23 protein-coding genes are annotated in these 24,856 nt (G+C 56.4%); 14 read left to right on the forward strand and 9 right to left on the reverse strand.

Annotation, left to right across the window (positions count from 1 at the left end):
- Positions 1 to 27: 27 nt before the first annotated feature.
- A complete protein-coding gene (locus tag IM284_RS04490) occupies positions 28 to 321 on the reverse strand; it encodes a DUF1161 domain-containing protein (protein ID WP_047368462.1) in 294 nt (97 codons plus the stop codon).
- Between the two features lie 69 nt (positions 322 to 390).
- Between IM284_RS04490 and IM284_RS04495 the strand changes: the two genes are divergently transcribed.
- Entirely contained in the window at positions 391 to 1,137 is a 747-nt protein-coding gene (locus IM284_RS04495; RefSeq protein WP_032644870.1) for a YnfC family lipoprotein, read from the forward strand.
- 17 nt (positions 1,138 to 1,154) lie between these two features.
- On the opposite strand, the gene speG is transcribed toward IM284_RS04495, so the two are convergent.
- The gene (gene speG, locus IM284_RS04500; protein ID WP_041910220.1) at positions 1,155 to 1,715 is read right to left on the reverse strand and encodes a spermidine N1-acetyltransferase; all 561 of its coding nucleotides are present in this window, start codon (positions 1,713 to 1,715) and stop codon (positions 1,155 to 1,157) included.
- Positions 1,715 to 2,053, reverse strand: a complete 339-nt coding sequence (locus tag IM284_RS04505; protein WP_008502414.1) for a DUF1283 family protein — start codon at positions 2,051 to 2,053, stop codon at positions 1,715 to 1,717. Before IM284_RS04505 ends, speG begins: the two co-directional genes overlap by 1 nt.
- A gap of 297 nt (positions 2,054 to 2,350) precedes the next feature.
- Here IM284_RS04505 and manD point away from each other — a divergent pair, with 297 nt between their 5' ends.
- From manD to IM284_RS04525, 4 genes are all read left to right on the forward strand, one after another.
- Positions 2,351 to 3,565, forward strand: a complete 1,215-nt coding sequence (gene manD / locus IM284_RS04510; RefSeq protein WP_028013004.1) for a D-mannonate dehydratase ManD — start codon at positions 2,351 to 2,353, stop codon at positions 3,563 to 3,565.
- Positions 3,566 to 3,579: 14 nt separating this feature from the next.
- Positions 3,580 to 4,599, forward strand: coding sequence for a Zn-dependent oxidoreductase (locus IM284_RS04515; RefSeq protein WP_047368463.1), 1,020 nt, complete (start codon positions 3,580 to 3,582; stop codon positions 4,597 to 4,599).
- A 73-nt stretch (positions 4,600 to 4,672) separates the two neighbouring features.
- Entirely contained in the window at positions 4,673 to 6,040 is a 1,368-nt protein-coding gene (locus IM284_RS04520; protein WP_028013006.1) for an MFS transporter, read from the forward strand.
- Between the two features lie 221 nt (positions 6,041 to 6,261).
- Complete coding sequence (locus tag IM284_RS04525; RefSeq protein WP_047368464.1) at positions 6,262 to 7,725, forward strand: mannitol dehydrogenase family protein; 1,464 nt, start codon at positions 6,262 to 6,264, stop codon at positions 7,723 to 7,725.
- Between the two features lie 43 nt (positions 7,726 to 7,768).
- Here IM284_RS04525 and ydfZ read toward each other — a convergent pair whose 3' ends face one another.
- Positions 7,769 to 7,972 (reverse strand): putative selenium delivery protein YdfZ, encoded by a 204-nt coding sequence (gene ydfZ / locus IM284_RS04530; protein ID WP_028013008.1) that lies wholly within the window; start codon positions 7,970 to 7,972, stop codon positions 7,769 to 7,771.
- A 288-nt stretch (positions 7,973 to 8,260) separates the two neighbouring features.
- On the opposite strand from ydfZ, the gene IM284_RS04535 reads away from it, so the two are divergent.
- Positions 8,261 to 8,692, forward strand: a complete 432-nt coding sequence (locus tag IM284_RS04535) for a universal stress protein (protein ID WP_028013009.1) — start codon at positions 8,261 to 8,263, stop codon at positions 8,690 to 8,692.
- A 33-nt stretch (positions 8,693 to 8,725) separates the two neighbouring features.
- On the opposite strand, the gene IM284_RS04540 is transcribed toward IM284_RS04535, so the two are convergent.
- Together IM284_RS04540 and ydfG are read right to left on the reverse strand one after the other, a co-directional pair.
- Positions 8,726 to 9,412, reverse strand: a complete 687-nt coding sequence (locus tag IM284_RS04540) for a GntR family transcriptional regulator (protein ID WP_047368465.1) — start codon at positions 9,410 to 9,412, stop codon at positions 8,726 to 8,728.
- A gap of 91 nt (positions 9,413 to 9,503) precedes the next feature.
- Positions 9,504 to 10,250 carry a bifunctional NADP-dependent 3-hydroxy acid dehydrogenase/3-hydroxypropionate dehydrogenase YdfG gene (gene ydfG, locus IM284_RS04545; protein WP_028013011.1) on the reverse strand — a complete coding sequence of 249 codons (747 nt, stop codon included), beginning with the start codon at positions 10,248 to 10,250 and terminating at the stop codon, positions 9,504 to 9,506.
- A gap of 142 nt (positions 10,251 to 10,392) precedes the next feature.
- On the opposite strand from ydfG, the gene dcp reads away from it, so the two are divergent.
- The 3 genes from dcp to IM284_RS04560 all read left to right on the forward strand — a co-directional run bounded on the left by dcp (position 10,393) and on the right by IM284_RS04560 (position 16,013).
- Positions 10,393 to 12,426 (forward strand): peptidyl-dipeptidase Dcp, encoded by a 2,034-nt coding sequence (dcp, locus tag IM284_RS04550; RefSeq protein WP_047368466.1) that lies wholly within the window; start codon positions 10,393 to 10,395, stop codon positions 12,424 to 12,426.
- A 408-nt stretch (positions 12,427 to 12,834) separates the two neighbouring features.
- Complete coding sequence (locus IM284_RS04555; protein ID WP_047368467.1) at positions 12,835 to 14,382, forward strand: methyl-accepting chemotaxis protein; 1,548 nt, start codon at positions 12,835 to 12,837, stop codon at positions 14,380 to 14,382.
- A gap of 425 nt (positions 14,383 to 14,807) precedes the next feature.
- The gene (locus tag IM284_RS04560) at positions 14,808 to 16,013 is read left to right on the forward strand and encodes an MFS transporter (RefSeq protein ID WP_047368468.1); all 1,206 of its coding nucleotides are present in this window, start codon (positions 14,808 to 14,810) and stop codon (positions 16,011 to 16,013) included.
- An 18-nt stretch (positions 16,014 to 16,031) separates the two neighbouring features.
- Here the strand turns inward: IM284_RS04560 and IM284_RS04565 are convergent, their stop codons facing one another.
- Entirely contained in the window at positions 16,032 to 17,021 is a 990-nt protein-coding gene (locus IM284_RS04565; protein ID WP_028013015.1) for a 2-hydroxyacid dehydrogenase, read from the reverse strand.
- A gap of 325 nt (positions 17,022 to 17,346) precedes the next feature.
- Here IM284_RS04565 and IM284_RS04570 point away from each other — a divergent pair, with 325 nt between their 5' ends.
- From IM284_RS04570 to IM284_RS04585, 4 genes are all read left to right on the forward strand, one after another.
- On the forward strand, positions 17,347 to 17,670 hold the full coding sequence (locus IM284_RS04570; RefSeq protein WP_047368469.1) for a hypothetical protein: 324 nt from the start codon (positions 17,347 to 17,349) through the stop codon (positions 17,668 to 17,670).
- A 215-nt stretch (positions 17,671 to 17,885) separates the two neighbouring features.
- Positions 17,886 to 20,525 carry a YdbH family protein gene (locus IM284_RS04575; RefSeq protein ID WP_047368470.1) on the forward strand — a complete coding sequence of 880 codons (2,640 nt, stop codon included), beginning with the start codon at positions 17,886 to 17,888 and terminating at the stop codon, positions 20,523 to 20,525.
- Positions 20,522 to 20,707, forward strand: coding sequence for a YnbE family lipoprotein (locus IM284_RS04580; RefSeq protein WP_028013019.1), 186 nt, complete (start codon positions 20,522 to 20,524; stop codon positions 20,705 to 20,707). Before IM284_RS04575 ends, IM284_RS04580 begins: the two co-directional genes overlap by 4 nt.
- Before the next feature lie 7 nt (positions 20,708 to 20,714).
- Positions 20,715 to 21,032, forward strand: coding sequence for a YdbL family protein (locus tag IM284_RS04585; RefSeq protein WP_028013020.1), 318 nt, complete (start codon positions 20,715 to 20,717; stop codon positions 21,030 to 21,032).
- Here the strand turns inward: IM284_RS04585 and feaR are convergent, their stop codons facing one another.
- Positions 21,033 to 21,941 carry a transcriptional regulator FeaR gene (gene feaR / locus IM284_RS04590; protein ID WP_047368759.1) on the reverse strand — a complete coding sequence of 303 codons (909 nt, stop codon included), beginning with the start codon at positions 21,939 to 21,941 and terminating at the stop codon, positions 21,033 to 21,035.
- A 241-nt stretch (positions 21,942 to 22,182) separates the two neighbouring features.
- On the opposite strand from feaR, the gene IM284_RS04595 reads away from it, so the two are divergent.
- A complete protein-coding gene (locus IM284_RS04595) occupies positions 22,183 to 23,682 on the forward strand; it encodes an aldehyde dehydrogenase family protein (protein ID WP_047368471.1) in 1,500 nt (499 codons plus the stop codon).
- A gap of 40 nt (positions 23,683 to 23,722) precedes the next feature.
- Here the strand turns inward: IM284_RS04595 and IM284_RS04600 are convergent, their stop codons facing one another.
- The gene (locus tag IM284_RS04600) at positions 23,723 to 24,829 is read right to left on the reverse strand and encodes a GGDEF domain-containing protein (RefSeq protein WP_047368472.1); all 1,107 of its coding nucleotides are present in this window, start codon (positions 24,827 to 24,829) and stop codon (positions 23,723 to 23,725) included.
- Positions 24,830 to 24,856 lie beyond the last annotated feature (27 nt).

The following is a 24,856-nucleotide window of genomic DNA, read 5'->3' on the forward strand; positions in this document are numbered from 1 at the left end:
GTCAAATCAAAGGGGATTGACGGTGATTTACTGAGGTTCAGCCGGCGCATTATCCTGATTGCCGGCCGCCGCTCCGCTGCCCGTACGGGTGTACAAAATTTTAAAGGTGTCGTTGGCACAGTGGCCCACCACCTGAGCGTCCGGCTGGTCAGCCTGATCGTTCGGCACAATGTTCAGCGTAAAACCTGACTCCGGCACGCCGTTGTTGATGATCTTCTGCTGAATGTCGCTTTTCACGCGCTCGCAGGAGTCCGGTGCCGCCAGCGCGGCCGTTGAGGCACTCATTAACAGCAGGGCGGTAATCCAGGGTAACCGTTTCATCTGTAGCTCCTTTTCTCTGTGTAGAGATTAATTTTAGCAGGCTTCGTGTAAACAACTGTATTTGCTAATATGATTGGGAATAATCTCTCTGTATTGGTAAAGAATGTGAAGAAATATGCAGCGATAACGCTCCTGGCAGCTACTCTCGCAGGGTGTGATAACAACTCCGCGCCGCTGTCGTTTACGCCCGAGATGGCGAGTTTTTCGAACGAATTTGATTTCGACCCTCTTCGCGGCCCGGTCAAGGATTTTACCCAGACGCTGTTCAACGAGAAGGGTGAAGTGTCCAAACGGGTCACCGGCACTGTGTCGGCGGAAGGGTGTTTTGATACGCTGGAGTTGCACGACCTGGAGGCTAACACGGGTGTAGCGCTGGTGCTGGATGCAAACTACTACATCGATGCAGAAACCCAGCAGCGTAAGGTGAAGCTGCAGGGCAAATGCCAGCTGGCCGAACTGCCGTCAGCCGGGGTGACGTGGGATACCGACGACAACGGCTTCGTGGTGGCCGCACATGGTAAAGAGATGGAGGTGAAGTACCGCTACGATGCGGATGGCTACCCGCTGGGCAAAACCACCGTCTCCGGGGATCAGCATTTATCGGTACAGTCGACGCCGTCTAAGGATCTGCGCAAAAGAATGGATTACTCGGCCGTGAGCCTGTTAAACGATAAGCCGCTGGGCAACGTGACGCAGAGCTGCGACTACGATCGCCACAATAACCCGGTGAGCTGCGATCTGACGATCACGGACGACAGCGTCAAACCCGCCGTTGAGCGCAAGTACACCATCAAAAACACGATTGAGTATTACTGAGAATGAAACCGCGCAGGCTACTGCGCGGTTGGTTTCAGCAGGCTGGCACCTGACGGCTTGTGACCGGCCAGATGCTGATGCTGGAAAATGCACATGCGGATGGTATTCCGGTATTCACCGTTGATAAAGAACTCATGAATCAGCTCGCCTTCTACCATAAAGCCCAGCTTGCGGTAGATATGGATCGCTTTTTCGTTCTCTTTATCCACGATCAGATAAAGCTTGTAGAGATTCAGTACGTTGAATCCGTAATCCATCGCCAGCTTCGCCGCCCGGGAGGCCAGGCCTTTCCCCTGGTGCTCCGGCGAAATAATGATCTGGAACTCCGCCCGGCGGTGAACGTGGTTGATCTCAACCAGCTCCACCAGCCCGGCTTTGTCGCCTTCACACTCCACCACAAAACGACGTTCGCTCTGATCGTGAATGTGCTTGTCGTAAAGATCCGACAGCTCGACAAAGGCCTCGTACGGCTCTTCGAACCAGTAGCGCATCACGCTGGCGTTATTGTCGAGCTGGTGGACAAAGCGCAGGTCTTCACGCTCCAGCGGCCGGAGTTTTACGTCACAGGGCGCCGACATTATGGGGCTACCGTACGACCAGTGCGGCGATCCAGGCAGCGCAGGGTGTTCGGCTCCCAGTAGGCATTGACGTTCGCACTTTGCTGACACTTATCGCGTGCGTCAAAGGCGACATCTTCTTTGTCCCACTCTTTTTCAGCACGTTTGTTGACCTTCTGACGAAGGCTGCGGGTGTCATTCCATTGTTCTTTGTCCATCGCGGCGTTCTGGCGGCTTTGCGCGCTGTCACCAGACTCAATAATGAGCTTGCTGGTTTCCGCTGTCGCAGAGGCGGCAAAGGCGAACGATGACAGCGCCAGCAGGGCTGTCAGACAAAGGCGTTTGCTTAATGTAGTCATAGCGTTTCCTTTTAAATGGGTGCAGATGAGCAAGTTTCCCCGTTCAGATTCTACACCAAAGAGCAATAACGGCATACCCGCGACACGGGTATGGAAAAGTAAAAGATATCTTCAGGTACGCTGCCTAAATGAATCGTCACCTGAAGTGAAACAGGCACAAAATGATGGGTTTTAGGGGGACGAGCAGGCGACCGTTTTTGTGATCGTTAGCCGATTTTATGATCATCATACTTGTATGGTAGTTATGTGAGTGGGTAAATTTCCGTCATCACAACGAACGATGTAAGGAAAGGAATTATGAAGATTGTCGCGGCTGACGTGTTTGTTACCTGCCCGGGGCGGAACTTTGTCACCCTTAAAATCACTACCGATGAAGGGATCGTTGGCCTCGGTGACGCCACGCTGAACGGGCGTGAGCTCTCCGTTGCTTCCTACCTGAAAGATCATCTCTGCCCGCAGCTGATTGGCCGCGACGCGCACCGCATCGAAGATATCTGGCAATTCTTCTATAAGGGCGCCTACTGGCGCCGCGGGCCGGTCACCATGTCGGCAATTTCCGCCGTGGATATGGCGCTCTGGGATATCAAAGCCAAAGCGGCCAATATGCCGCTCTATCAGCTGCTGGGCGGCGCATCCCGTGAGGGCGTAATGGTCTACTGCCACACCACCGGGCACACCATTGACGACGTGCTGGAAGATTACGCCCGCCATAAGGAGATGGGCTTTAAGGCGATCCGCGTCCAGTGCGGCGTGCCGGGTATGAAAACCACCTACGGCATGGCTAAAGGGAAGGGGTTGGCCTACGAGCCCGCCACCAAAGGCGACTGGCCGGAAGAGCAGCTCTGGTCCACCGAGAAATACCTCGATTTCACGCCAAAACTGTTTGACGCGGTGCGCAGTAAATTTGGCTTCAATGAGCATCTCCTGCATGACATGCACCACCGCCTGACGCCCATCGAAGCGGCGCGCTTCGGCAAGAGTATCGAAGCGTTCCGCATGTTCTGGATGGAAGACCCAACGCCTGCGGAAAACCAGGAGTGCTTCCGCCTGATCCGCCAGCATACCGTCACGCCAATTGCGGTGGGCGAGGTGTTCAACAGCATCTGGGACTGCAAGCAGCTTATCGAAGAGCAGCTTATCGACTATATCCGCACCACTATCACCCATGCGGGGGGGATCACCGGGATGCGCCGCATCGCGGACTTCGCGTCGCTCTATCAGGTGCGTACCGGCTCGCACGGCCCGTCCGATCTGTCGCCGATCTGCCACGCGGCCGCGCTGCATTTCGACCTGTGGGTGCCGAACTTCGGCGTGCAGGAATATATGGGATACTCCGAACAGATGCTGGAAGTCTTCCCGCACAGCTGGCGCTTTGATAACGGCTATATGCACCCGGGCGAGAAGCCGGGGCTGGGCATTGAGTTTGATGAAAAGCTGGCGGCGAAATACCCGTACGATCCGGCCTATCTGCCGGTGGCCCGTCTCGAAGACGGCACGCTGTGGAACTGGTAACCGAGGAGCGAACGATGAAAAGCGTAGTGATTCAACAGCCGAACCAGCTGGTGATTGAAGAGCGTCCGCGCCCGGAGCCAGGCGCAGGGGAAGTCCGCGTCAAAATCAAGCTGGCCGGGATCTGCGGGTCAGACAGCCACATCTACCGCGGGCATAATCCGTTTGCAAAATATCCGCGCGTGATTGGCCACGAGTTTTTTGGCACGATCGACGCCGTGGGCGAGGGCGTAGAACCGTCCCGGTTAGGGGAGCGCGTTTCGGTGGATCCGGTGATCAGCTGCGGGCACTGCTACCCGTGCTCCGTCGGCAAGCCTAACGTCTGCACCTCGCTGGTGGTGCTGGGCGTCCACCGCGACGGCGGATTCAGCCAATATGCCGCCGTGCCCGCTAAAAATGCCTGGCGCATCCCGGATGCGATCCCGGATAAACACGCCGTGATGGTTGAACCTTTCACCATTGCCGCCAACGTGACGGGGCAGGCTAGCCCTACCGAACAGGACGTTGCGCTGATCTACGGCGCAGGACCGATGGGACTGGTCACCGTACAGGCGCTGAAGGGCGTCTACAACGTGAAGCAGGTTATCGTCGTCGACAGAATCAATGAGCGTCTGGCTATGGCCCAGCGCAGCGGCGCGGACTGGGTCTTTAATAACGGCGAAAAGTCGCTGCAGGCCGCGCTGGACGAAAAAGGCATCAAGCCGACGCTGATTATTGATGCCGCCTGCCATCCGTCGATTTTGCAGGAGGCGGTCACCCTGGCTTCCCCGGCGGCGCGCATCGTGCTGATGGGCTTCTCCAGCGAGCCGAGCCAGATAGTCCAGCAGGGGATTACCGGTAAAGAGCTGGCGATCTTCTCCTCGCGCCTCAATGCCAACAAATTCCCGGTCGTCATCGACTGGCTTGAAAAAGGGCTGATCGACCCGGAAAAACTGATCACCCATACCTTTGACTATCACCATGTAACAGACGCCATCGAACTGTTTGAAAAAGACCAGCGGCAGTGCTGCAAGGTTTTACTGACGTTCGGGCAATAACCCTACACGCGGTTAAGAGCCCGCGAAGACGGGCTCTCAGTGGTACGCATCTTACCTTTTAGAGATAGCCATTATGACGCAAGCACAACCTCAAAGAACCACCTCAGATCTGGTGAAAGCCGCCGTCTCCGGCTGGCTGGGCACCGCGCTGGAGTTTATGGATTTCCAGCTCTACTCGCTGGGGGCGGCGCTGGTATTTCATGAAATCTTCTTCCCGGAACAGTCGGCCGCGATGGCGCTGATTCTGGCGATGGGAACCTACGGCGCGGGCTACATCGCGCGTATCGTCGGGGCCTTTATCTTCGGCAGAATGGGCGACAGCATTGGTCGTAAAAAGGTGCTGTTTATCACCATCACCATGATGGGGATCTGCACCACGTTGATTGGCGTGCTGCCGACCTACGCGCAGATCGGCATTTTTGCGCCCGTACTGCTGGTGACGCTGCGTATCATTCAGGGGCTGGGCGCCGGGGCGGAGATCTCCGGGGCCGGGACCATGCTGGCGGAGTACGCCCCGAAAGGGAAACGCGGCATCATCTCCTCGCTGGTGGCTATGGGGACTAACTGCGGGACGCTGAGCGCCACGGCGATCTGGGCCATTATGTTCTTCGCCCTCGATCGTGAACAGCTGCTCGCCTGGGGCTGGCGCGTGCCGTTCCTTGCCAGCGTCGTGGTGATGATCTTTGCCATCTGGCTGCGAATGAACCTCAAGGAGAGCCCGGTCTTTGAGAAAGTAAACGATGCAGAAACCGTGCAGCCGGACACCTCGCTGGGTTCAATGGTGAAAAGTAAATCCTTCTGGCTAGCGACCGGCCTGCGCTTCGGTCAGGCGGGCAACTCGGGGCTGATCCAGACCTTCCTCGCGGGTTATCTGGTCCAGACGCTGCTGTTCGATAAAGCGATTCCCACCGACGCGCTGATGATAAGTTCTATTCTCGGGTTTATCTCCATCCCGCTGCTGGGCTGGCTTTCCGACAAAGTGGGGCGCAGGCTGCCGTACATTATCCTCAATATCTCCGCCATTATTCTGGCGTACCCGATGCTGTCGATTATCGTCGATAAGAGCTATGCGCCGGGGACAATCATGCTCTCGATCATCGTTATCCATAACTTCGCCGTGCTGGGGCTGTTTGCGCTGGAAAATATCACCATGGCGGAGATGTTTGGCTCGCGAAATCGCTTTACCCGTATGGCTATCTCCAAGGAGGCGGGTGGTCTGGTGGCGGTGGGCTTTGGCCCGGTACTGGCGGGGATTTTCTGCAATATGACGGGTTCCTGGTGGCCGATTGTAGCCATGCTGGTGGCCTATTCCGTGATTGGGCTGGTTTCGGCGTTCCTGATGCCGGAAGTCCGCGACCGCGACCTTAGCGCGGCTGAAGATGCAGCAGAGGCCGCGCCGAAAGAGCGCGTGGGTTACGGTGCGGTCTCCACGCGACGCTAGTGGTTTATATCTTTCGTGACTTATCACACAACTTTTTGTTTATGTCACACCACCTGAGCAAAAGTTAATATAAATCAAAAACTCAAACGGCAGTATCAGTATGGTTGATGGCAGTAATTTTTTACCCCGACTGCCATTCTAGTTGGTGTAGTCAGCAGGCGCTGCCGCTCTGGACTGGGGGCGGCAGCGATCCACAGCTTTCTAATTAGCGAGTCTTAATCATGGAAAACACCTTATTACAGGCCAACGCGACGCTGCCTCAGTACGATCGCGACAGCCTTAAAGCACGCATTGTACATTTAGGCTTCGGCGCATTTCACCGCGCGCATCAGGCGGTGTATGCGGACATCCTCGCGGCTGAACACGGCAGCGACTGGGGGTACTGTGAGGTTAACCTGATTGGCGGCGAGCAGCAGATTGCCGACCTGAAGGCGCAGGATAACCTCTACACCGTAGCGGAAATGTCTGCCGATGCCTGGACGTCCCGCGTGGTTGGCGTAGTCAAAAAGGCCCTGCACGCGCAGGTCGACGGGCTGGAAAGCGTGCTGGCGGCAATGTGTGAACCGCAGGTGGCGATTGTCTCGCTGACCATCACCGAAAAAGGCTACTGCCACTCTCCGGCAACCGGGCAACTGATGCTCGATCATCCTTTCATCGTTGCCGACCTGCAAAACCCGCATCAGCCGAAATCCGCGCCGGGCGTGGTGGTGGAAGCGCTGGCGCGCCGTAAAGCGGCGGGGCTGCCCGCGTTTAGCGTGATGTCCTGCGACAACATGCCGGAGAACGGTCACGTGATGCGCAATGTCACCTGCGCTTACGCCCGGGCGGTAGACGGCGAGCTGGCGGACTGGATCGAGGCTAACGTCACCTTCCCGTCAACCATGGTGGACCGCATCGTACCGGCGGTCACACCCGATACGCTGGATAAAATCGCGCAGCTGACCGGCGTACGCGATCCGGCGGCGGTGGCCTGCGAGCCGTTCCGCCAGTGGGTTATCGAGGATAACTTTGTGGCCGGGCGTCCGGAATGGGAAAAAGCCGGAGCCGAACTGGTTTCAGACGTGATCCCGTTTGAAGAGATGAAGCTGCGCATGCTCAACGGCAGCCACTCTTTCCTGGCCTACCTGGGCTATCTGGCCGGTTATCAGCACATTAATGAGTGTATGGAAGACGAACACTATCGCGTCGCCGCGCACGCGCTGATGCTCAACGAGCAGGCGCCGACCCTGAAAGTGAAGGGCGTCGATTTAGAACGCTACGCTGACCTGCTGATCGCCCGTTACAGTAACCCGGCCCTGCGCCACCGTACCTGGCAAATTGCGATGGACGGCAGCCAGAAGCTTCCGCAGCGGATGCTGGATCCCGCGCGCTGGCACCTGGTGCACCAGACGCCTTTCCCACTGCTGGCGCTGGGTGTGGCTGGGTGGATGCGCTATGTCGGCGGCGTGGATGAGCAGGGTAACGCCATCGACGTGAGCGATCCGCAGCTGGCGGTGATTCAGGCGGCGGTGAAGGGAAGTGCCGAAGGGGAAAGCCGGGTTAACGCGCTGCTCGGCATTGAGGCCATTTTTGGGAAAGAGTTGCCGCGAGAAAAAGCCTTCACAGATGCCGTGATGAGCGCGTATCAGACGCTGCTGCAGAAGGGAGCAAAGACCACGGTGGCGGAGTACGTGTCGCACCTGTAATTCAATACATGCCGCCGTTCGCGGCGGCATGTCGGCGCACAATTTAGTGCATACCCAGACGAATCAGTTCAATTGGTTCGAACTTACCTTCGCATCCTTCCACTTCCACCGTTTTGCCACGGCGCACCTGCGCGGCATCCAGCCCGTCGCTGTGGATCGCCTTAATCACGCCGGTTTTGCCAGTGCCGCTAATCATGACGCGGCTGCCGGTGGTGATTGCATTGCGGTTACGGTCGTATGTCATCATGGTATTTTCTCCTCTCTAAACTTTCCGTTACGGCGCTATTTCAGGTTTTGCCGTTCACGGGGCACTATAAATACGCCTGTCTGCCAGTCATGTTTTTGTTTTTGATCAAACTCACACTTTTTTCTTTATTACATGGGGCGTTGACGCTTCACGACGGCAATTTACAAAGCAGACCGTTATTTTCACTTATTGATAGTTTCTACAGGGAAGCGTTGAGGATTGGTTTATATTCCCGATGCCATTCTGGTTGCAGGAAATAACCCTTCATCGGAATAAGGAGTCAGGCTTATGTATAAGAAGATTTTGATGCCTGTTGACGTGTTTGAAATGGATTTAAGCGACAAAGCGGTTCGCCACGCGGCTAACCTCGCGAAGGCCGAGGGCGCGTCGATTACCCTGGTCAATATTCTGCCTGCCAGCAGCCGGTCTCTGCTGCGCGGATTCAACGCCGATATTAAAAAGTTTGAAGAGTATATGAGCGCAGAATCCGGGAAGAAAATGAACGAGTTAAAACGACTGTTCGATATCTCCCCGGAGAATATCCACACTCTGGTTCGTTTTGGCAGCGTCCGCGATGAAATTATCAAGCTGAGCAAAGAAGGGGAATATGACGTGATTGTCATCGGGTCAAGAAATCCGGGCATCACCACCCATCTGCTGGGGTCAAATGCGGAATCTATTCTGCGCTACGCCACAATTCCGGTGTTAGTCGTTCGCTAATTACGGCGCCGCCCGCGAAAAGGGCGGCAAATATCACTCTTCGCTAAACCACTCGCTATTTTCCTGACGAATAAGCTGCACGGATTCGCCTATCTCCTGCAGATGCAGGGTCATCGCTTTTTCCACGCCGTCCGGGTCGCGTTTTTCCAGCGCGCTGAAAATATCGTGATGCTGGCGGAGCAGCATTTCCGGCGGGGAGACGTGATCGAGGCTCATGTAGCGCACCCGGTCAATGGTGGCCTTGATATTCTCGATGGTATCCCAGGCCAGCTGGCAGTCTGCAATTTGCGCCAGCTTCTGGTGAAACTCATCATCAAGCTGGAAGAAATCGTTGAGCTGTTTACGGTCAATCGCAATGCGCTGCTGATGCAGGTTTTGCTCCAGCAGGTAACACTGGTTGTCATTAATGAGCGTCGTGGCACGGCGCACCACAGCGCATTCAATCGCCTGGCGTACGAAACAGCCGTTGCGCACCTGTGAGAGTGAAATTTTGTTCACGTAGCTGCCGCGCTGCGGGCGGATCTGAATCAGGCCGTTCTCCGCAAGCTTAATAAATGCTTCACGCACCGGCTGACGGGACACGTCAAATCGCACGGAGACCTCTTTTTCAGAAAGCGGCGTTCCCGGTGGGATCAGGCAATGGACAATATCACGTCGCAAAATGCGATAGATTTGCTGGTTTACGGGCTGGGTGGGATTGAGTTGCGATTCAGCGGCCATGAGTTGTCATTTCTCAGAGAGTTAGCCCGAACATACTACCATTCTTTTATGACCCGAAACAGACCCGGCCCGCGGGCCGGGAAGGGCTTATTTAGCCACGATGGACGCTAAGTCCGGCAAAACTCTGGCTGACCGGCATCATTTCCACGGTATTGATGTTGACGTGTTTTGGCAGCGTTGCGACCCACCATACCGTTTCGGTGACGTCTTCCGGCGTCAGGGCGTTGGCATTTTCGTAGGTTTTATCCGCTTTCGCGTCATCGCCCTTGAAGCGCACGTTGGAGAATTCGGTGCCGCCTACCAGCCCCGGCTCGATATCGGTGACGCGAATAGCGGTGCCGTGCAGGTCGGTGCGCAGGTTCAGGCTGAACTGGCGCACAAACGCTTTGGTCGCGCCGTAGACATTACCGCCCGCGTAAGGCCAACTCCCGGCGGTAGAACCGATGTTGATAATGTGGCCGCGGTTGCGCTCGACCATGCCCGGCAGCACCGCGCGGGTCATGTACACCAGCCCTTTGTTGTTGGTGTCGATCATGTTTTCCCAGTCTTCAACGCTGGCTTTGTGGGCAGGCTCCATGCCCAGCGCCAGACCGGCGTTGTTGACCAGCACGTCGATGGCACGCCACTCTGCCGGCAGGCTGGCAATCATCTCTTCAATGGCCGCACGGTTACGCACGTCCAGCTGCGCGGTCAGGATACTGTCACCTAAATCGTCCTTCAGCTCCTGAAGGCGCTCCTGACGACGACCCGTTGCAATCACCTTATGCCCGTTGGCGACGAAGCGACGCGTGATGCTTTCACCAAAACCTGCCGTTGCCCCGGTAACTAAAATAATCATCTCACTGTTCCTCAACGCTTTTTGTGTGGTACTAACATAGCACGCCCGCAGAGGGTGCGTTAAGGCAACATTTGTATGACGGCGTTGCAGGCGATGGCGGCCTGGCCTACTCTGGGAAGATATTCGTTCGGAGGAGTGAAAGATGACGGCCACCAACCCCTTTTTTGACATCAGCCTGCTGCCTTACCAGGCTCCCCATTTTGATACCATCAAAGACGAGCATTATCGTCCGGCCTTCGATGAAGCGCTTCGCCAGAAGCGGGCGGACATAGAGGCGATAGTCTCTCACACCGCTGCGCCAGACTTCACTAACACCGTGCTGGCGCTGGAGAAAAGCGGCGTCATGCTTGCGCGCGTCAGCAGCGTTTTCTTCGCCATGACCTCCGCGCACACCAATGCGTACCTGCAAGAACTGGAGGAGCAGCTCTCCACCGAACTTGCCGCGCTGGCGAACGACATCTGGCTGAACGACACCCTTTTCGCCCGCGTCGAGAGCGTCTGGCAGGACCGCGCCGCGCTGGATGCCGAATCCCGTCGGCTGGTCGAGGAGACGTACCAGCGCTTTATTCTGGCCGGCGCGCGCCTGAATGAAGCGGAAAAAGCCGAGCTGAAGGCGCTGAATACCGAGGCCGCGTCCCTGACCAGCCAGTTTAACCAGCGCCTGCTGGCCGCTAACAACGCGGGCGGGCTGGTGGTGGATTACGCGCACCAGCTTGAAGGCCTGAGCGCCGAAGAGATTGCCGCCGCGGCGCAGGCCGCCGCGGAAAAAGGGCTTAACGACCGCTGGCTGATCCCGCTCCTGAATACGACACAGCAGCCTGCGCTAGCCGCGCTGCGCAATCGGCAGACGCGCGAAAACCTGTTCAACGCCGGCTGGACGCGCACCCAGAAAAGGGATGAAAACGACACCCGCACGCTGATCCTGCGCCTTACGGCGCTGCGGGCGCGCCAGGCCCGTCTGCTCGGCTTTGAGGATTACGCCAGCTGGAGCATTGCCGACCAGATGGCGAAAACCCCGGCCGCCGCGCTGGAATTTATGCGCGGCATTGTGCCTGCCGCCCGCGCCCGCGCGGAACGCGAGCAGGCCGATATTCAGAAGGTCATCGACGACGAGCAGGGTGGCTTCACCGTGCAGGCCTGGGACTGGGCCTTTTATGCCGAGCGCGTGCGTCAGGCGAAATATGCCCTCGATGAATCGCAGATTCGGCCCTATTTTGCGCTCAATACCGTATTGCAGGACGGTGTATTCTGGGCGGCCAGCCAGCTGTTTGGCATTCGTTTTGTGGAGCGTTTCGACATTCCGGTTTATCACCCTGACGTCCGCGTATGGGAAATTTTTGACCATACCGGTGAGGGCATGGCGCTGTTTTACGGCGACTTCTTCGCCCGCGATTCCAAGCAGGGCGGGGCCTGGATGGGCAATTTCATCGAGCAGTCCTTTGAGCTTGCTGCCCGCCCGGTGATCTACAACGTCTGCAACTACCAAAAGCCGGGTAACGGCGGCGTCGCGCTTCTCTCCTGGGATGACGTGATAACCCTGTTCCACGAGTTTGGCCATACCCTGCACGGTCTGTTTGCCAGCCAGCGCTTCGCCACGCTGTCCGGTACCAATACGCCGCGTGATTTCGTTGAATTCCCGTCGCAAATCAATGAGCACTGGGCCAGCCATCCTCAGGTGTTTAGCCACTATGCCCGTCATTACGAAACCGGTGACCCCATGCCGGACGCGCTGCGGGAAAGCATGCTCAACGCGACCCATTTCAACAAGGGCTATGACATGACGGAGCTGCTGAGTGCGGCGCTGCTGGACATGAACTGGCACGGCATCAGCGAGGCCGTGTCGAGCGTTGAAGAATTCGAAGCCGCCGCGTTGAAAAAAGAGGGGCTGGATCTGCCCGCTGTACCGCCGCGCTATCGCAGCAGCTACTTTGCCCATATTTTTGGCGGCGGCTACGCGGCGGGGTATTACGCCTACCTGTGGACGCAAATGCTGGCGGACGATGGCTATCAGTGGTTCGTGGAGCAGGGTGGATTGACGCGTGAAAACGGACAGAAATTCCGCGAGGCGATTTTGTCCCGTGGTAACAGTACGGACTTGGCTGAACTGTATCGCAGCTGGCGCGGGCACGATCCGAAGATTGAACCGATGCTGGAGAATCGCGGGTTGAGCGCATAAAGTCACTTTTAGCTAAAAAGATAACCGGGCCCCGCGCCCGGTTTTTTTAAGGTCTGAAAGCCCAGAAATGGTCAAAAAAAGAACTAAAGTTTACATTTATTAATGTTTTGAAATATATTTATATTAAATGTGCTTAAATTTAGGCGCTTTTACCAATCTCAAATTTATAATGCTCGCAAGTTTATTTAATTATTTATGCTGACTGGAGCATGGCCGTTTATTGCATATAAGAATCATCGCAAAAAGATGATTATTATATTTTTACCTCAGCCTAAAGTATTAATTTTCTCTGCCGATTAGCATGGGTGTGGTCGTGGTGGAAACCCATTTCCATTAACCACAAAAAATAAGCCGTTATTAAAATTCATCTCCAGAAGATGAACCTATGCTAATTATTAAGGAAGAGTCATGTTTAAAAATCTCAACATCGGCACCCGGCTTACCATAGCATTTGGCGCAATTGTGGTTTTAATGTCAGTCGTCTGCGGGCTGCTCTATTTGAGCTTTGACAGAGTGACTGCCGTCAGCAAGCTCAACGTTCATAGCTATAAAGTGGTCGATAACCTTCGCTCCGTAACCGAAAACCTGATCAACATGGAAACCGGCATTCGCGGTTTTGCGCTCACCGGCAATCAGGACGTTCTTCAACCCTTCACGCAGGGGGATGAGAGGTTTAAAAGCAAAGTTGACGAAATTGCAGGGCTTACGCGTGATAACCCGTCGCAGCAGCAAAAATTAACCACCCTCTCCAGGCTTGAAGAAGAATGGAAAAAGTCATTTGCGCTGCCGTTAATCCAGCGAAGAGAGAGCGTATCCCGCGGGGGGGAAGAGATGGATGCGTTCATCAGTAGCCTGGAGCGTAATACCGGAAAAGAGCAAATGGACGCCATGCGGGGTGTTATTCAGCAAGCGCTGAACGACGAGTACCGCATTATGGCTGAACGTCAAACCCGACTGGCTGAAGAACGCTTCCGTACGCGCATGATGATAATCCTGGGAATGATTGCGGCGGTTGTCACCGCGCTGCTGACGGGCATTTTGCTGTCGCGCAGTATTCTCCGACCGCTAAAGCAGGCCGTGAATACGGCGAACACCATTGCCGCCGGCGATCTCACATCAACCATACATATTACCCGGATGGATGAAACCGGCACGCTGCTTGCGGCTCTGGACAACATGCAGACCCAGTTGAAAACCCTTGTCACTGAAATCAAAGAGGCCGCGACGTCGGTGGATCTGGCTGCCGGTGAGATCGAGCAGGGCAATATGGAGTTATCGTCTCGTACCGAGGAGCAGGCCGCGGCGTTGCAGCAGACTGCCGCCAGCATGGAACAGCTGACGATGACCGTTCGGAACAATACCGAGGTCGCGGAGCATACGGCAACGTCAGCAAGAAAGACGGAAGCACTGGCACGTGAAGGTGAGTCTGCCGTGGGCGAAATGAGCGAAACGATGCAGAATATCTCGGCTAACGCCCTGAAGATAAAGGAAATCACCAGCGTTATAGAAGGGATTGCTTTCCAGACTAATATTCTGGCGCTGAATGCGGCGGTCGAGGCTGCACGTGCCGGTGAGCATGGTCGTGGCTTCGCCGTGGTGGCGACGGAAGTCAGAAATCTCGCTCAGCGCAGCGCAACGGCGTCCAAAGAAATTGGGGCGCTGATTGAGCATGCCGTTGAGGATGTCGATAACGGTGTGTCGGTGGCATCCAGAACGGCAGAGACGATTTTGCGGGCTGCGAGCAACGTGGCTACGCTTGCTGAAACTATGGACAGTCTTTCAATGGCCTCGGTTGAGCAAATGCAGGGCATCATGCAAATCAGCGCAGCTGTCACCCAGATGGATGGCGTGACGCAGGGTAATGCGGCGCTCGTTGAGCAGTCCGCAGCGGCATCGCAGGCGCTGACCGAGCAGTCCAGGGCACTGAAGCAGATGACGGAAAACTTTGCTATTTGAGCAGCAAAAGCATAATCAAAAGGTAAAGCTCCGGCGTTTTAAACGCGAATTTTAATCAAACCAGCAACGGGGGCGCTAATAAAAAGGGGCGTCCCCGTGAATAATGAAGAAAATAGCCGAGCGTCAGTGACAAATTAAAAATACTGACTACGATTTCGTAAAACGAAAATTTAAAAGGAGTTTCTGATGGCGATTGCTGTGGTGACAGTTTTACTCTTCCTGTTGATGTTCCCGGCGGCTATTCACATTTTGCTACAGCTCGTTGGAGGCTGGTGTGACGAGTAGCCTCCCCGGTTAATCCGGTCTTTTGGGCCGTCATCTGATTTTCAATAAGCAGCGCTACGCTACATTTTAAATTTTATTGTACGATCGTCTGGACGCGGGTCATCGCGAAACGCGAGCCGGATAATTTACAGGCAGGAAGTATGTCTCTTCGTTCGCTGCGGGCGTTATGCCTGACAAGTTTTTTCATTGCGGATGTCCGTGATGGCCTTGGTCCTTTTCTCGGTATCTTTCTGACAGAACGCCACTGGCGTCCCGATGATATCGGCATCCTGATGACTGCCGGTGGGCTGGCGGGATTGCTGGCTACGCTCCCGGCGGGGGTAATTACTGACACTTCGCGGAACAAACGCGCCGTACTGGCGCTGCTCTGCACTTTGATCACTCTCAGCACGCTGCTGCTCTGGTTTAGCCAGCAGACCAGCGTTGTTGCCGTCTCACAAATGGTCACCGGCATCTGCGCGGCGTTTGTCGGGCCGCTCGTCGCCGGGATTACGCTGGGCCTGACCGGCCAGCGCGGGTTCAGCGCGCAGATGGGCAAAAATGAGGCGTTTAATCACGGCGGCAATTTTGTCACCGCAGTGATAGCAGGCGGCATTGCCTGGTACTGGGGCGTCGGGGGGATTTTCCTGCTGATGACCTGCACGACGCTGCTGACGCTCTGCGCGCTGCTTGCCATCCGCAACGGGGACATTGATAACGATGCGGCGCGAGGGCTTTCATCCTCAGGTAGCGTTCCTGTCCCCGGCTTCGCGGTGCTGATTAAAAACCGGGCGCTGTTTGTGACCGGGCTGACGCTGCTGCTGTTCCACCTTGCGAATGCCGCACTGCTGCCGATGCTGAGCATGAGGGTGGCCGCGACACCCGCCTCGATCAACCCTGGCCTGTACGCGGCAGGCACCGTCATCATCTCGCAGGCGGTGATGATCCCCGTTGCCATCTGGGTTGCAGGCCGAATAGAACGCTACGGCTACTGGCGCTTGATTATGCTGGCGCTGCTGGTTATGCCGGTGCGCGCGGCGCTGGCGGCATCGACCGACGCGCCGTTAATGATGATCCCGGTACAAATTCTCGACGGTCTCGCCGCCGGGATCCTGGGTGTCGTCGTACCGTCGTTTATTGTGGTGCTGCTGCGCGGAAGCGGGCACGTAAATGCCGGGCAGAGTGTGGTGATGCTGATGCAGGGAGTGGGGGCAGCCATGAGCCCTGCGTTAACCGGGACGATCGCCGGTCATTACTCGTTTGCGACGGCATTCAGTGTCCTGAGCGCGATTGCGCTGGCCGCCGTCCTGCTCTGGTGGCGCGTTGCTCACCGAAGCTGGGAAATAAACGCGCCGGATGAAGCTTAGCCTCACCCGGCGTAGCATTTAAGCCAGTTCGTTAGGACACGGTTCACCCTTTTCTAACTGCTGAAGATTCCCCAGCGTGGTTTCCGAAATGCTGATCAGCGCTTCGGCAGTCAAAAACGCCTGGTGGCCGGTAAACAGGACGTTATGGCAGGCAGACAGACGGCGGAACACGTCGTCCTGGATCACATCGTTGGACTTGTCTTCAAAGAACAGATCGCGCTCGTTCTCATACACGTCCATCCCCAGCGCGCCAATTTTCTGGGTTTTCAGCGCTTCGATAGCAGCCTGAGAGTCAACCAGACCGCCGCGGCTGGTGTTGATGATCATCACGCCGTCTTTCATCTGGTCAAACGCCGCCTGGTTAAGCAGGTGGTAGTTTTCCGGCGTCAGCGGGCAGTGCAGGGAGATCACGTCGGACTGCGAGAACAGCGTTGGCAGGTCGACGTACTCCACGCCCAGATCCAGCGCTGCGGCGCTCGGGTACGGATCGAATGCCAGCAGACGCATGCCGAAGCCTTTCAGAATGCGCAGGGCAGCCACGCCAATTTTACCGGTGCCGATCACGCCCGCGGTTTTGCCGTACATGGTAAAGCCGGTCAGCCCTTCCAGCGAGAAGTTGGCGTCACGCGTACGCTGATAAGCGCGGTGAATACGACGGTTGAGCGACATCATCATGCCAATCGCATGTTCTGCTACCGCTTCCGGGGAGTACGCCGGGACGCGAACCACCTTCAGACCCAGCTCTTTTGCCGCGTCGAGATCCACGTTGTTGAAGCCGGCGCAGCGCAGGGCGATATACTTCACTCCCTGCTTTTTCAACTCTTCCAGCACCGGACGACTGCCGTCATCGTTAACAAAAATGCAGACGCCTTCACAGCCGTGCGCCGTTTTGGCGGTTTTTTCGGACAGCAGAAAGTCGAAAAATTCAAGCTCAAACCCGTAAGCTTCGTTAACATGTTGCAGATACTTTTTGTCGTACTGCTTTGTGCTATATACCGCGAGTTTCATAAGACTTTCTCCAGTGATTTTGCATTCACGTTAGCATGATTAAAATTATCTTACAATTTCTAAAATATTATTGAATTCAATAAGTTCTATCAATTATTCTAGAGCATATATACACCCTAACTCCATGATATTCTTAGTACGAGAAATCTTCGGCGCGACTCGGTTCAAATCAGGTTGGGCAAAACGGAGTGGGTAACGGGTGCGAAAAACGCATATCGGTATTACTTGAAAGAATGGCAATAGGGTATGAAAACTGCAATCCTTCCGGATGTGATGGGACGATATTAGGAACCGGATGAGTTTCTGAAAAGAGGGAGAATGATGCATGTCGCAACAAGTGGAGTTATCCTTATCTGCGCCGATGTTGCCTGTTTTGTACTATTTTATAGCATCTATTGCGGTTTTCTTCTTACTGTTGATTGGAAAACTCAAGGTCAATAGGCTCCGTAAATATCCATTGTTCATTGCCTATACGCTGTTTGTGATAGCGATTGCAGCCATCCAGATTAATGTTTTTGCCAACGGCTATGGGTTTGTTCGCGGTTTTTTACATATCGATTTTGATCCATGGCGGTACGATTCAGTGTATTGGGGGTCGTTGATATTCGCCATGCTCTACCTATTGGCAATGCCCAGGAACAGGTATTAGTTACGCAGTGTTTTCCCGTTTTTACGTCTGAGATAACGCGTAACCCATTGAATCTAAAATGTGTTCTGTAGGTTACGCATAGCAAAAAGTTTTCTCATACTCTTTACAGCATCTATCCTTTATCTTGGGGTTAACTTCAACTCAACCGCCAAACATGCGACAATATTCGGCATTGCCAGCTTAATTCTTTCGAAAAATCAGGACATTAACTGCCCATGAAGGGTAAATACAAAGCCGCCATTGCGGTTTTACTGCTGTTGATTTTGGTGCCGCTGACGCTGCTGATGACGCTCGCCCAGTGGGTGCCGACGCTCGCCGGAATCTGGCTCCCCGTCGGGACGCGCATTGCTTTCGAAGAAAGCCCAAAACTGACTCGCCACGCGCTGGTGATCCCCGATCTTCGCTATCTGGTGGAAGACTGCGAAATTGCCCGCATCGATAACGTGACGCTGTCACATCCGAGCCGCTGGAAACTGGATATCGGCGCGCTGGATCTTAACACCGTCTGCCTGAGCAAAATTCCCCAGTCTGCACCCTCAACGGTCGCCCCCAAAACGCTGGCCCAGTGGCAGGCTGTGTTGCCCAATACCTGGCTCACCATTCACCGTCTGACGCTCTCGCCCTGGCAGCAGTGGCAGGGCGAGCTTAATGCGTCACTGACGCCCTCCAGCCAGGAGATCGCTTACCGAGGCGAACAGGTCAGCATCAAAGGCACGCTTCGCGGCCAGACGCTCTCGGTCAGCCAGTTTGATGTTCAGCTCCCTGACCAGCCGCAGCCGATTAAGCTGGTGGGCGAGTTCACTTTGCCGCTGGTGCCGGACGGCGTGCCGGTGAAAGGCCATGCGGTCGCGACCTTTAACGTGCCACAGTTAACGTCTCTGGTCGATGCCGATCTCGACTGGGAAGACAATCAGGGACAGCTGGTGGTGATGGCGCGGGATAACCCCGATCCGCTTCTCGACCTGCCGTGGCAGATCACGGCGGAACAGCTGAACATCAGCGACGGGCGCTGGAACTGGGATCTTTCGGGTATGCCGCTGAGCGGACGGGTGTCCCTTCGCGCCGACAACTGGCAGCAGGGGCTGGAGAAAGCCACCCTGACCGGACGACTGAACGTATTGACGCAAGGCGATGCGGGTAAAGGTAACGCGGTACTGAACATTGGGCCCGGCAGGCTCAGCATGGAAAATAGCAACATGCCGCTGCATCTGAGCGGCGAGGCGAAGCAAAACGATCTCATTCTTTACGCCAAATTGCCCGCCACACTGACCGGCAGCCTGTATGAACCGCAGCTTGCTTTTGAGCCCGGCGCGCTGCTCCGCTCGCGCGGGCGCATTATTGACTCACTCGATATCGATGAAATCCGCTGGCCGCTGGCGGGCGTGAAGCTCACCCAGAAGGGCGTGGACGGGCGTCTGCAGGCTATTCTGCGTGCCCATGAAAACGAGATGGGCGGTTTTGAACTCCACCTGGACGGTCAGGCCAACGACTTTTTACCTGATAACGGCCTGTGGCAGTGGCGCTACTGGGGAAAAGGCGGCTTTACGCCGATGCATGCTCGCTGGGATGTCGCCGGGAAAGGCGAGTGGCGAGACAACCTTATTGAGCTGACGGCGCTCTCCACCGGTTTTGACAAGCTTCAGTACGGCACCATGGAGGTCAGCAAGCCGCGTCTGGTGCTGGATCGGCCTGTACGCTGGCTGCGCGATGCCGAAAAACCCGCATTCAGCGGCGCGCTGTCGCTGAATGCCGGGCAAACCCGGTTCTCCGGCGGCAGCGTATTGCCGCCCTCGGTCCTGACCTTCAGCGTCGACGGTACCGACCCGACTGTTTTTCAGTTTAAGGGCGACCTCCATGCGGACAACATCGGCCCGGTACAGGTGAACGGACGCTGGGATGGCGTGCGCCTTCGCGGGCAGGCCTGGTGGCCGAAACAGTCGCTCACCGTCTTCCAGCCGCTGGTTCCGCCGGACTGGAAAATGACGCTGCGTGACGGAGAACTCTATGCGCAGGTTGCCTTCTCGGCGGCCCCCGATCAGGGCTTTGAGGCGGGCGGACACGGCGTGCTGAAATCCGGCAGCGCCTGGATGCCGGACAACCAGATCAACGGCGTCGATTTTGTGCTGCCGTTCCGCTTCAGCGAGGGAACCTGGTCCCTGGGCACGCGCGGCCCTGTCACGTTGCGCATTGGCGAAGTGGAAAACCTGGTGACCGCGCGCAACATTACCGCGGACCTGCAGGGGAATTACCCCTGGACGGAGGACAACCCGCTGCTGCTCACCAACGTTAAGGTAGAAACGCTCGGCGGGAAGATCACCATGCAGCAGCTGCGGATGCCGCAGCACGATCCGGCCCTGCTGCGCGTGGACAATATCTCCTCAAGCGAGCTGATCAGCGCCGTCAACCCGAAGCAGTTTACCCTGTCGGGCCCGGTGAGCGGGGCGCTGCCGTTCTGGCTGGACAATGAAAAATGGATCATTAAAGATGGCTGGCTGACCAACCCGGGGCCAATGACGCTGCGCATCGACAAAGATACGGCAGACGCTATCGTGAAGGATAATATGGTCGCGGGCGCAGCGATTAACTGGCTCCGCTACATGGAAATTTCGCAGTCGTGGACGAGAATCAATTTAGACAACCTGGGTGAATTAACCATGCAGGCGACCATCAAGGGGACCAGCCGCGTGGACGGCAAAAGCAGCTTCGTCAATCTGAACTACACCCATGACGAGAATGTCTTTACCCTGTGGCGCAGCCTGCGTTTTGGCGACAACCTGCAAACCTGGTTTGAGCAACACGCGGCGATTCCCGGTCTCCGCAGTTCGACTGGCAAGGAAAGTGAGGAACAACAATGAAAAAGATGGCTGGTGCGCTCACCGTTGCCGCGCTACTGACCGGCTGTACGCCGCGCATTGAAGTCGCTGCGCCAAAGGAGCCGATTACCATCAATATGAATGTCAAAATCGAACACGAGATCCACATCAAGGTCGATAAAGACGTTGAAGCCCTGCTGAAATCGCGCAGCGATCTGTTCTGAGGATGCCATGAAACGATTAGCGTTGATTTTACTGGCCCTGAGTATAAACGTGCAGGCGGCTGCGCTGACCTTAAACGATGCCCGCGCGCAGGGGCGCGTGGGGGAAACCCTGAGCGGCTATCTTGCTCCGATCCAACAGGATGCCGAAACGCTGGAGCTGGTGAATCGCATTAACGCAGCGCGCACGGAGAGCTATCAGAAGCTGGCTGACAGCAATAATTTGCCGGTTGATGAAGTGGCGAAAATGGCGGGGCAAAAGCTGGTGGCCCGCGCGCAGCCGGGCGAGTACGTGAAGGGCATTAACGGTAAGTGGCTGAAAAAATAGCTAGCGGTAGCGCTTGCGGTATTCACCCGGCGAGACGCCAAAACGCTGCTTAAAGGCCGTTGAAAAGTGGCTATGGTCGGTGAATCCCCAGCTGTAGCCAATGCCCGCCAGCTTTTCATCGTCGCCGGTTGACTGCAATTCCTGCGCGCAGAGATCCAGACGACGGTTTTTAATGTACTGCGCCACTACCAGCCCCTTCTCGGCAAACATGCGGTAGAGGCTGCGTACGGACATTCCGCTCTCGGCGGCAATCCATTCCGGACGCAGCGATTCAGACTGAATATGGTTGTCAATCAGCGCCACAACGTGCTGGAACTGGCGCTCCTTGCGCGGCTGAATCACGTCGCGCTGCTGGAACGCGGGGCGCAGCAGGCAGACCATCGCCTCAAGCGCCGCTTCACTCTCCCGGTCACTCAGGTCGCGGTTGTTCATACTCTCCATCAGCAGGCGATGGCTCAGCTGGACCGTGGGTAAGGTGCGGGAAAGGGCGAGCGCGCAGCTTATTTCCTGAAAGCGGCACTGCTGCTCGATAATCTGACGGGGAACCAGCAGCGAAATCTGGCGGGACTTTTCCTGCCAGTTGATCGAGCAGGGACGAGAGGCGTCAATCAGCGTAATATCCCCGGTTCTGAGCACCGCGCGATGGTCATCCTGCTCAATTTCCGCACTCCCTTCGAGCTGAAACACGGTATAGAACCAGGCATCGTTACTCTGCTTAATCTCATGACGGGAGCGGAACAGGTTGACGCCTCCGGCGGTGACGGTACTGAGCTTCAGGCTGCGCGCATAGCTGGTCTCCAGCTCGCCGTAGAACTTTCCCTCGGTGGGCTGGGCGTTAAAACGCCCGCAAACCTGGTTAATTTGCGCCAGCCACTGCTGATACTGTTCCTGCTCGCTTGCACACGCCATCGTTTCTCTCGCTGCGCCGTCAACGTTTTCGCATTGTTGCATTTGTGTTGCATTTTGTCAGAGCTATGAGGCTGACTATAGGAAAGAACACTCACCGGTAACAGCGATATAAGCGGCGATTATCGCGATTTGCGGCACCTGTCACAGGTGGCAAAGCGAATGTCACAGAGACAAAAGCGAGAATGCAAAACCCCACATAGACTGGATGAACACCCTGCGAAGAATAACGAAGGAGTATCCTATGTCTGAATCACAGGTGGCTGTTCTGCCTGCCGTGCAGCAGTTTTTAGACCGACACCACGGCCTGTGGATTGAAGGGCGTCAGGCCGCGTCGGACAGTGAAAAACGGCTGAACGTCTACAACCCGGCCACGGGCGAGGTGATTGCCTCGACCGCCGATGCCAGCGTCGATGACGTTGACCGGGCCGTTATGTCCGGCTGGCGCGCGTTTGTCGCCCGCAGCTGGGCCGGAAAATTACCGGCGGAGCGCGAGCGGATCCTGCTCCATTTCGCCGATCTGGTCGAACAGCACGGCGAGGAGCTGGCCCAGCTTGAAACGCTGGAACAGGGCAAATCAATTAACATCTCCCGGGCTTTTGAAGTGGGCTGCACCCTCAACTGGATGCGCTATACCGCCGGGCTGACCACCAAAATTGCGGGCAAAACCCTCGATCTTTCCATCCCGCTGCCGCAGGGTGCGCGCTACCAGGCGTGGACGCGTAAGGAGCCGGTTGGTGTGGTGGCCGGGATTGTGCCCTGGAACTTCCCGCTGATGATCGGGATGTGGAAAGTGATGCCTGCGCTGGCCGCGGGCTGCTCAATTGTCATTAAGCCGTCTGAAACCACGCCGCTGACCATGCTGCGCGTGGCGGAGCTGGCCAGTGAAGCGGGCATCCCGGACGGGGTGTTCAACGTGGTAACCGGGAGCGGCGCAGTCTGTGGCGCGGCGCTGACCTCACACCCGCATATTGCAAAGGTGAGCTTCACCGGCTCAACGGCGACGGGTAAGCAGATTGCCCGTGCGGCGGCGGACACGCTAACCGGGGTGACCCTGGAGCTGGGCGGGAAAAACCCGGCCATCGTGCTGAAGGATGCGGACCCCGCGTGGGTGATAGAAGGATTAATGACCGGCAGCTTCCTGAACCAGGGGCAGGTGTGCGCGGCGAGCTCACGCATCTACATTGAAGCGCCGCTGTTTGACACGCTGGTGAGCGGGTTCGAACAGGCGGTTAAATCCCTGAGCGTCGGGCCGGGCATGTCGCCGGAGGCGTTTATCAACCCGCTGGTGTCGCGCGCCCACTGCGATAAGGTGCAGACCTTCCTCGACGAGGCGACGTCGCGCAATGCGGAGCTGATCGTCGGTAATCGCGGCCCGGAGGGCAAAGGCTATTACGTGTCGCCTACGCTGGTGGTGAACCCGGATGCCGCGCTGCGGTTAACCCGAGAAGAGGTGTTTGGTCCGGTGGTCAACCTGGTGCGGGTATCCGACGGAGAAGAGGCGCTCCAGCTGGCAAACGACACCGAATATGGCCTGACGGCCAGCGTCTGGACGCAGAATATCAGCAAGGCGCTGGAGTACACCGATCGGCTGCAGGCGGGCACCGTGTGGGTGAACAGCCATACGCTGATTGACGCCAACCTGCCGTTCGGCGGGATGAAGCAGTCCGGCACCGGACGTGATTTTGGCCCGGACTGGCTGGACGGCTGGTGCGAAACCAAGTCGGTTTGCGTGCGGTATTAAAAAACAAGCCGGGTAAGGCGTAGCCGCCACCCGGCTTTATTTACAGCGACCACCGATCCCGTCCGGCCTCTTTCGCCCGGTACAGCGCCGCATCGGCGCGGGCAATAATCTCGGTACCCGCAAGCCCCTCGACCATACCCGCAATCCCCATACTCACGGTGACACGATCGCTGACGGATGACGCGCTGTGCGGTATCGACTCCGCGCGCAGGCCGTCCTGAATGCGTACCGCAACTTTTTCCGCGATATTTTCCGGGCAGTTAAACAGGATCACCACAAACTCCTCGCCGCCGTAACGTGACACCACATCGTCGGGCGTTCGCACTGACTGCTTTAACACCCGCGCCACCCGCGTCAGACAGTCGTCACCCGCCTGGTGACCGTAGGTGTCGTTGTAGCGTTTGAAATAGTCAATATCCAGCATAATCAGCGAGAACGGTTTCTTCTGCTCAACCGCGTTCTCCAGCACCACTTCCATCTTCCGGCGGTTGGCGGTTGTGGTTAACGGATCCTGATGCGCCAGCGCATCCAGTCGTGAGATCAGCAGCTGGTTTTGCTGGTTACGTCGCCAGGCCTCATCAAACCAGCTTAAGAGGATGAATCGCCCGCAGATCAGGATCAGCGAAAAGACGCTCCAGATGATAACGAAGTGAAGATTAAGGCCATCATTCAGTGCCCAGCTTGCAATCGGCAGGGTTATCCAGAGCGGGAGCACGAAGGCGAGCAACCCCACAGGGTAAAAGTAGAGGGCCGTTAACCCAGCGAGTAATAAAATAACGCACAGCGGCCAGACGTGGGGCAGCAGTAAATCAGTGATGAACCAGAAGCACGCTATCGACCAGATAGCACTACAGATACACAGCACTACGCTGATACCGGCGATGCGCCGCCAGCCCATAAGGATCAGTGCAGCCGAGAGGATAATAATGCCGAGCATCGAAGCGTCGACCATTTTCATCATATGCGGCAAGTGGGGATAAAGGGGATCGCTGGCGTTAAGCAGAACATGGCGCAGCAGAATCATCACGGCGAAGCTGATGTTGACGAAAGCCAGCCAGGGCAGGTTCATCGCCAGCCCGTGCATAACCATGGCGTGGCGCGTCGGCCAGGTTGCTCGTTCCAGCGTCGGTTTTTTTCTTTTTTCCATAAAGCCCTTTCCCGTCCGGGGGAAAAA

The organism is Enterobacter cloacae complex sp. P12RS, from assembly GCF_014895875.1.
Taxonomy (GTDB): Bacteria; Pseudomonadota; Gammaproteobacteria; order Enterobacterales; family Enterobacteriaceae; genus Enterobacter; species Enterobacter bugandensis.

Bases quoted from the DNA above. Each gene is read 5' to 3' on its own strand.
- IM284_RS04555 (WP_047368467.1), top strand. From the start codon at position 12,835: ATGTTTAAAAATCTCAACATCGGCACCCGGCTTACCATAGCATTTGGC.
- IM284_RS04520 (WP_028013006.1), top strand. From the start codon at position 4,673: ATGACGCAAGCACAACCTCAAAGAACCACCTCAGATCTGGTGAAAGCC.
- IM284_RS04525 (WP_047368464.1), top strand. From the start codon at position 6,262: ATGGAAAACACCTTATTACAGGCCAACGCGACGCTGCCTCAGTACGAT.
- IM284_RS04575 (WP_047368470.1), top strand. From the start codon at position 17,886: ATGAAGGGTAAATACAAAGCCGCCATTGCGGTTTTACTGCTGTTGATT.
- IM284_RS04580 (WP_028013019.1), top strand. From the start codon at position 20,522: ATGAAAAAGATGGCTGGTGCGCTCACCGTTGCCGCGCTACTGACCGGC.
- ydfZ (WP_028013008.1), bottom strand. From the start codon at position 7,972: ATGATGACATACGACCGTAACCGCAATGCAATCACCACCGGCAGCCGC.
- IM284_RS04560 (WP_047368468.1), top strand. From the start codon at position 14,808: ATGTCTCTTCGTTCGCTGCGGGCGTTATGCCTGACAAGTTTTTTCATT.
- manD (WP_028013004.1), top strand. From the start codon at position 2,351: ATGAAGATTGTCGCGGCTGACGTGTTTGTTACCTGCCCGGGGCGGAAC.
- IM284_RS04585 (WP_028013020.1), top strand. From the start codon at position 20,715: ATGAAACGATTAGCGTTGATTTTACTGGCCCTGAGTATAAACGTGCAG.
- IM284_RS04570 (WP_047368469.1), top strand. From the start codon at position 17,347: ATGTCGCAACAAGTGGAGTTATCCTTATCTGCGCCGATGTTGCCTGTT.
- ydfG (WP_028013011.1), bottom strand. From the start codon at position 10,250: ATGATTATTTTAGTTACCGGGGCAACGGCAGGTTTTGGTGAAAGCATC.
- IM284_RS04495 (WP_032644870.1), top strand. From the start codon at position 391: ATGATTGGGAATAATCTCTCTGTATTGGTAAAGAATGTGAAGAAATAT.
- IM284_RS04535 (WP_028013009.1), top strand. From the start codon at position 8,261: ATGTATAAGAAGATTTTGATGCCTGTTGACGTGTTTGAAATGGATTTA.
- IM284_RS04490 (WP_047368462.1), bottom strand. From the start codon at position 321: ATGAAACGGTTACCCTGGATTACCGCCCTGCTGTTAATGAGTGCCTCA.
- IM284_RS04540 (WP_047368465.1), bottom strand. From the start codon at position 9,412: ATGGCCGCTGAATCGCAACTCAATCCCACCCAGCCCGTAAACCAGCAA.
- feaR (WP_047368759.1), bottom strand. From the start codon at position 21,941: ATGGCGTGTGCAAGCGAGCAGGAACAGTATCAGCAGTGGCTGGCGCAA.
- dcp (WP_047368466.1), top strand. From the start codon at position 10,393: ATGACGGCCACCAACCCCTTTTTTGACATCAGCCTGCTGCCTTACCAG.
- IM284_RS04515 (WP_047368463.1), top strand. From the start codon at position 3,580: ATGAAAAGCGTAGTGATTCAACAGCCGAACCAGCTGGTGATTGAAGAG.
- IM284_RS04600 (WP_047368472.1), bottom strand. From the start codon at position 24,829: ATGGAAAAAAGAAAAAAACCGACGCTGGAACGAGCAACCTGGCCGACG.
- IM284_RS04565 (WP_028013015.1), bottom strand. From the start codon at position 17,021: ATGAAACTCGCGGTATATAGCACAAAGCAGTACGACAAAAAGTATCTG.
- IM284_RS04505 (WP_008502414.1), bottom strand. From the start codon at position 2,053: ATGACTACATTAAGCAAACGCCTTTGTCTGACAGCCCTGCTGGCGCTG.
- speG (WP_041910220.1), bottom strand. From the start codon at position 1,715: ATGTCGGCGCCCTGTGACGTAAAACTCCGGCCGCTGGAGCGTGAAGAC.
- IM284_RS04595 (WP_047368471.1), top strand. From the start codon at position 22,183: ATGTCTGAATCACAGGTGGCTGTTCTGCCTGCCGTGCAGCAGTTTTTA.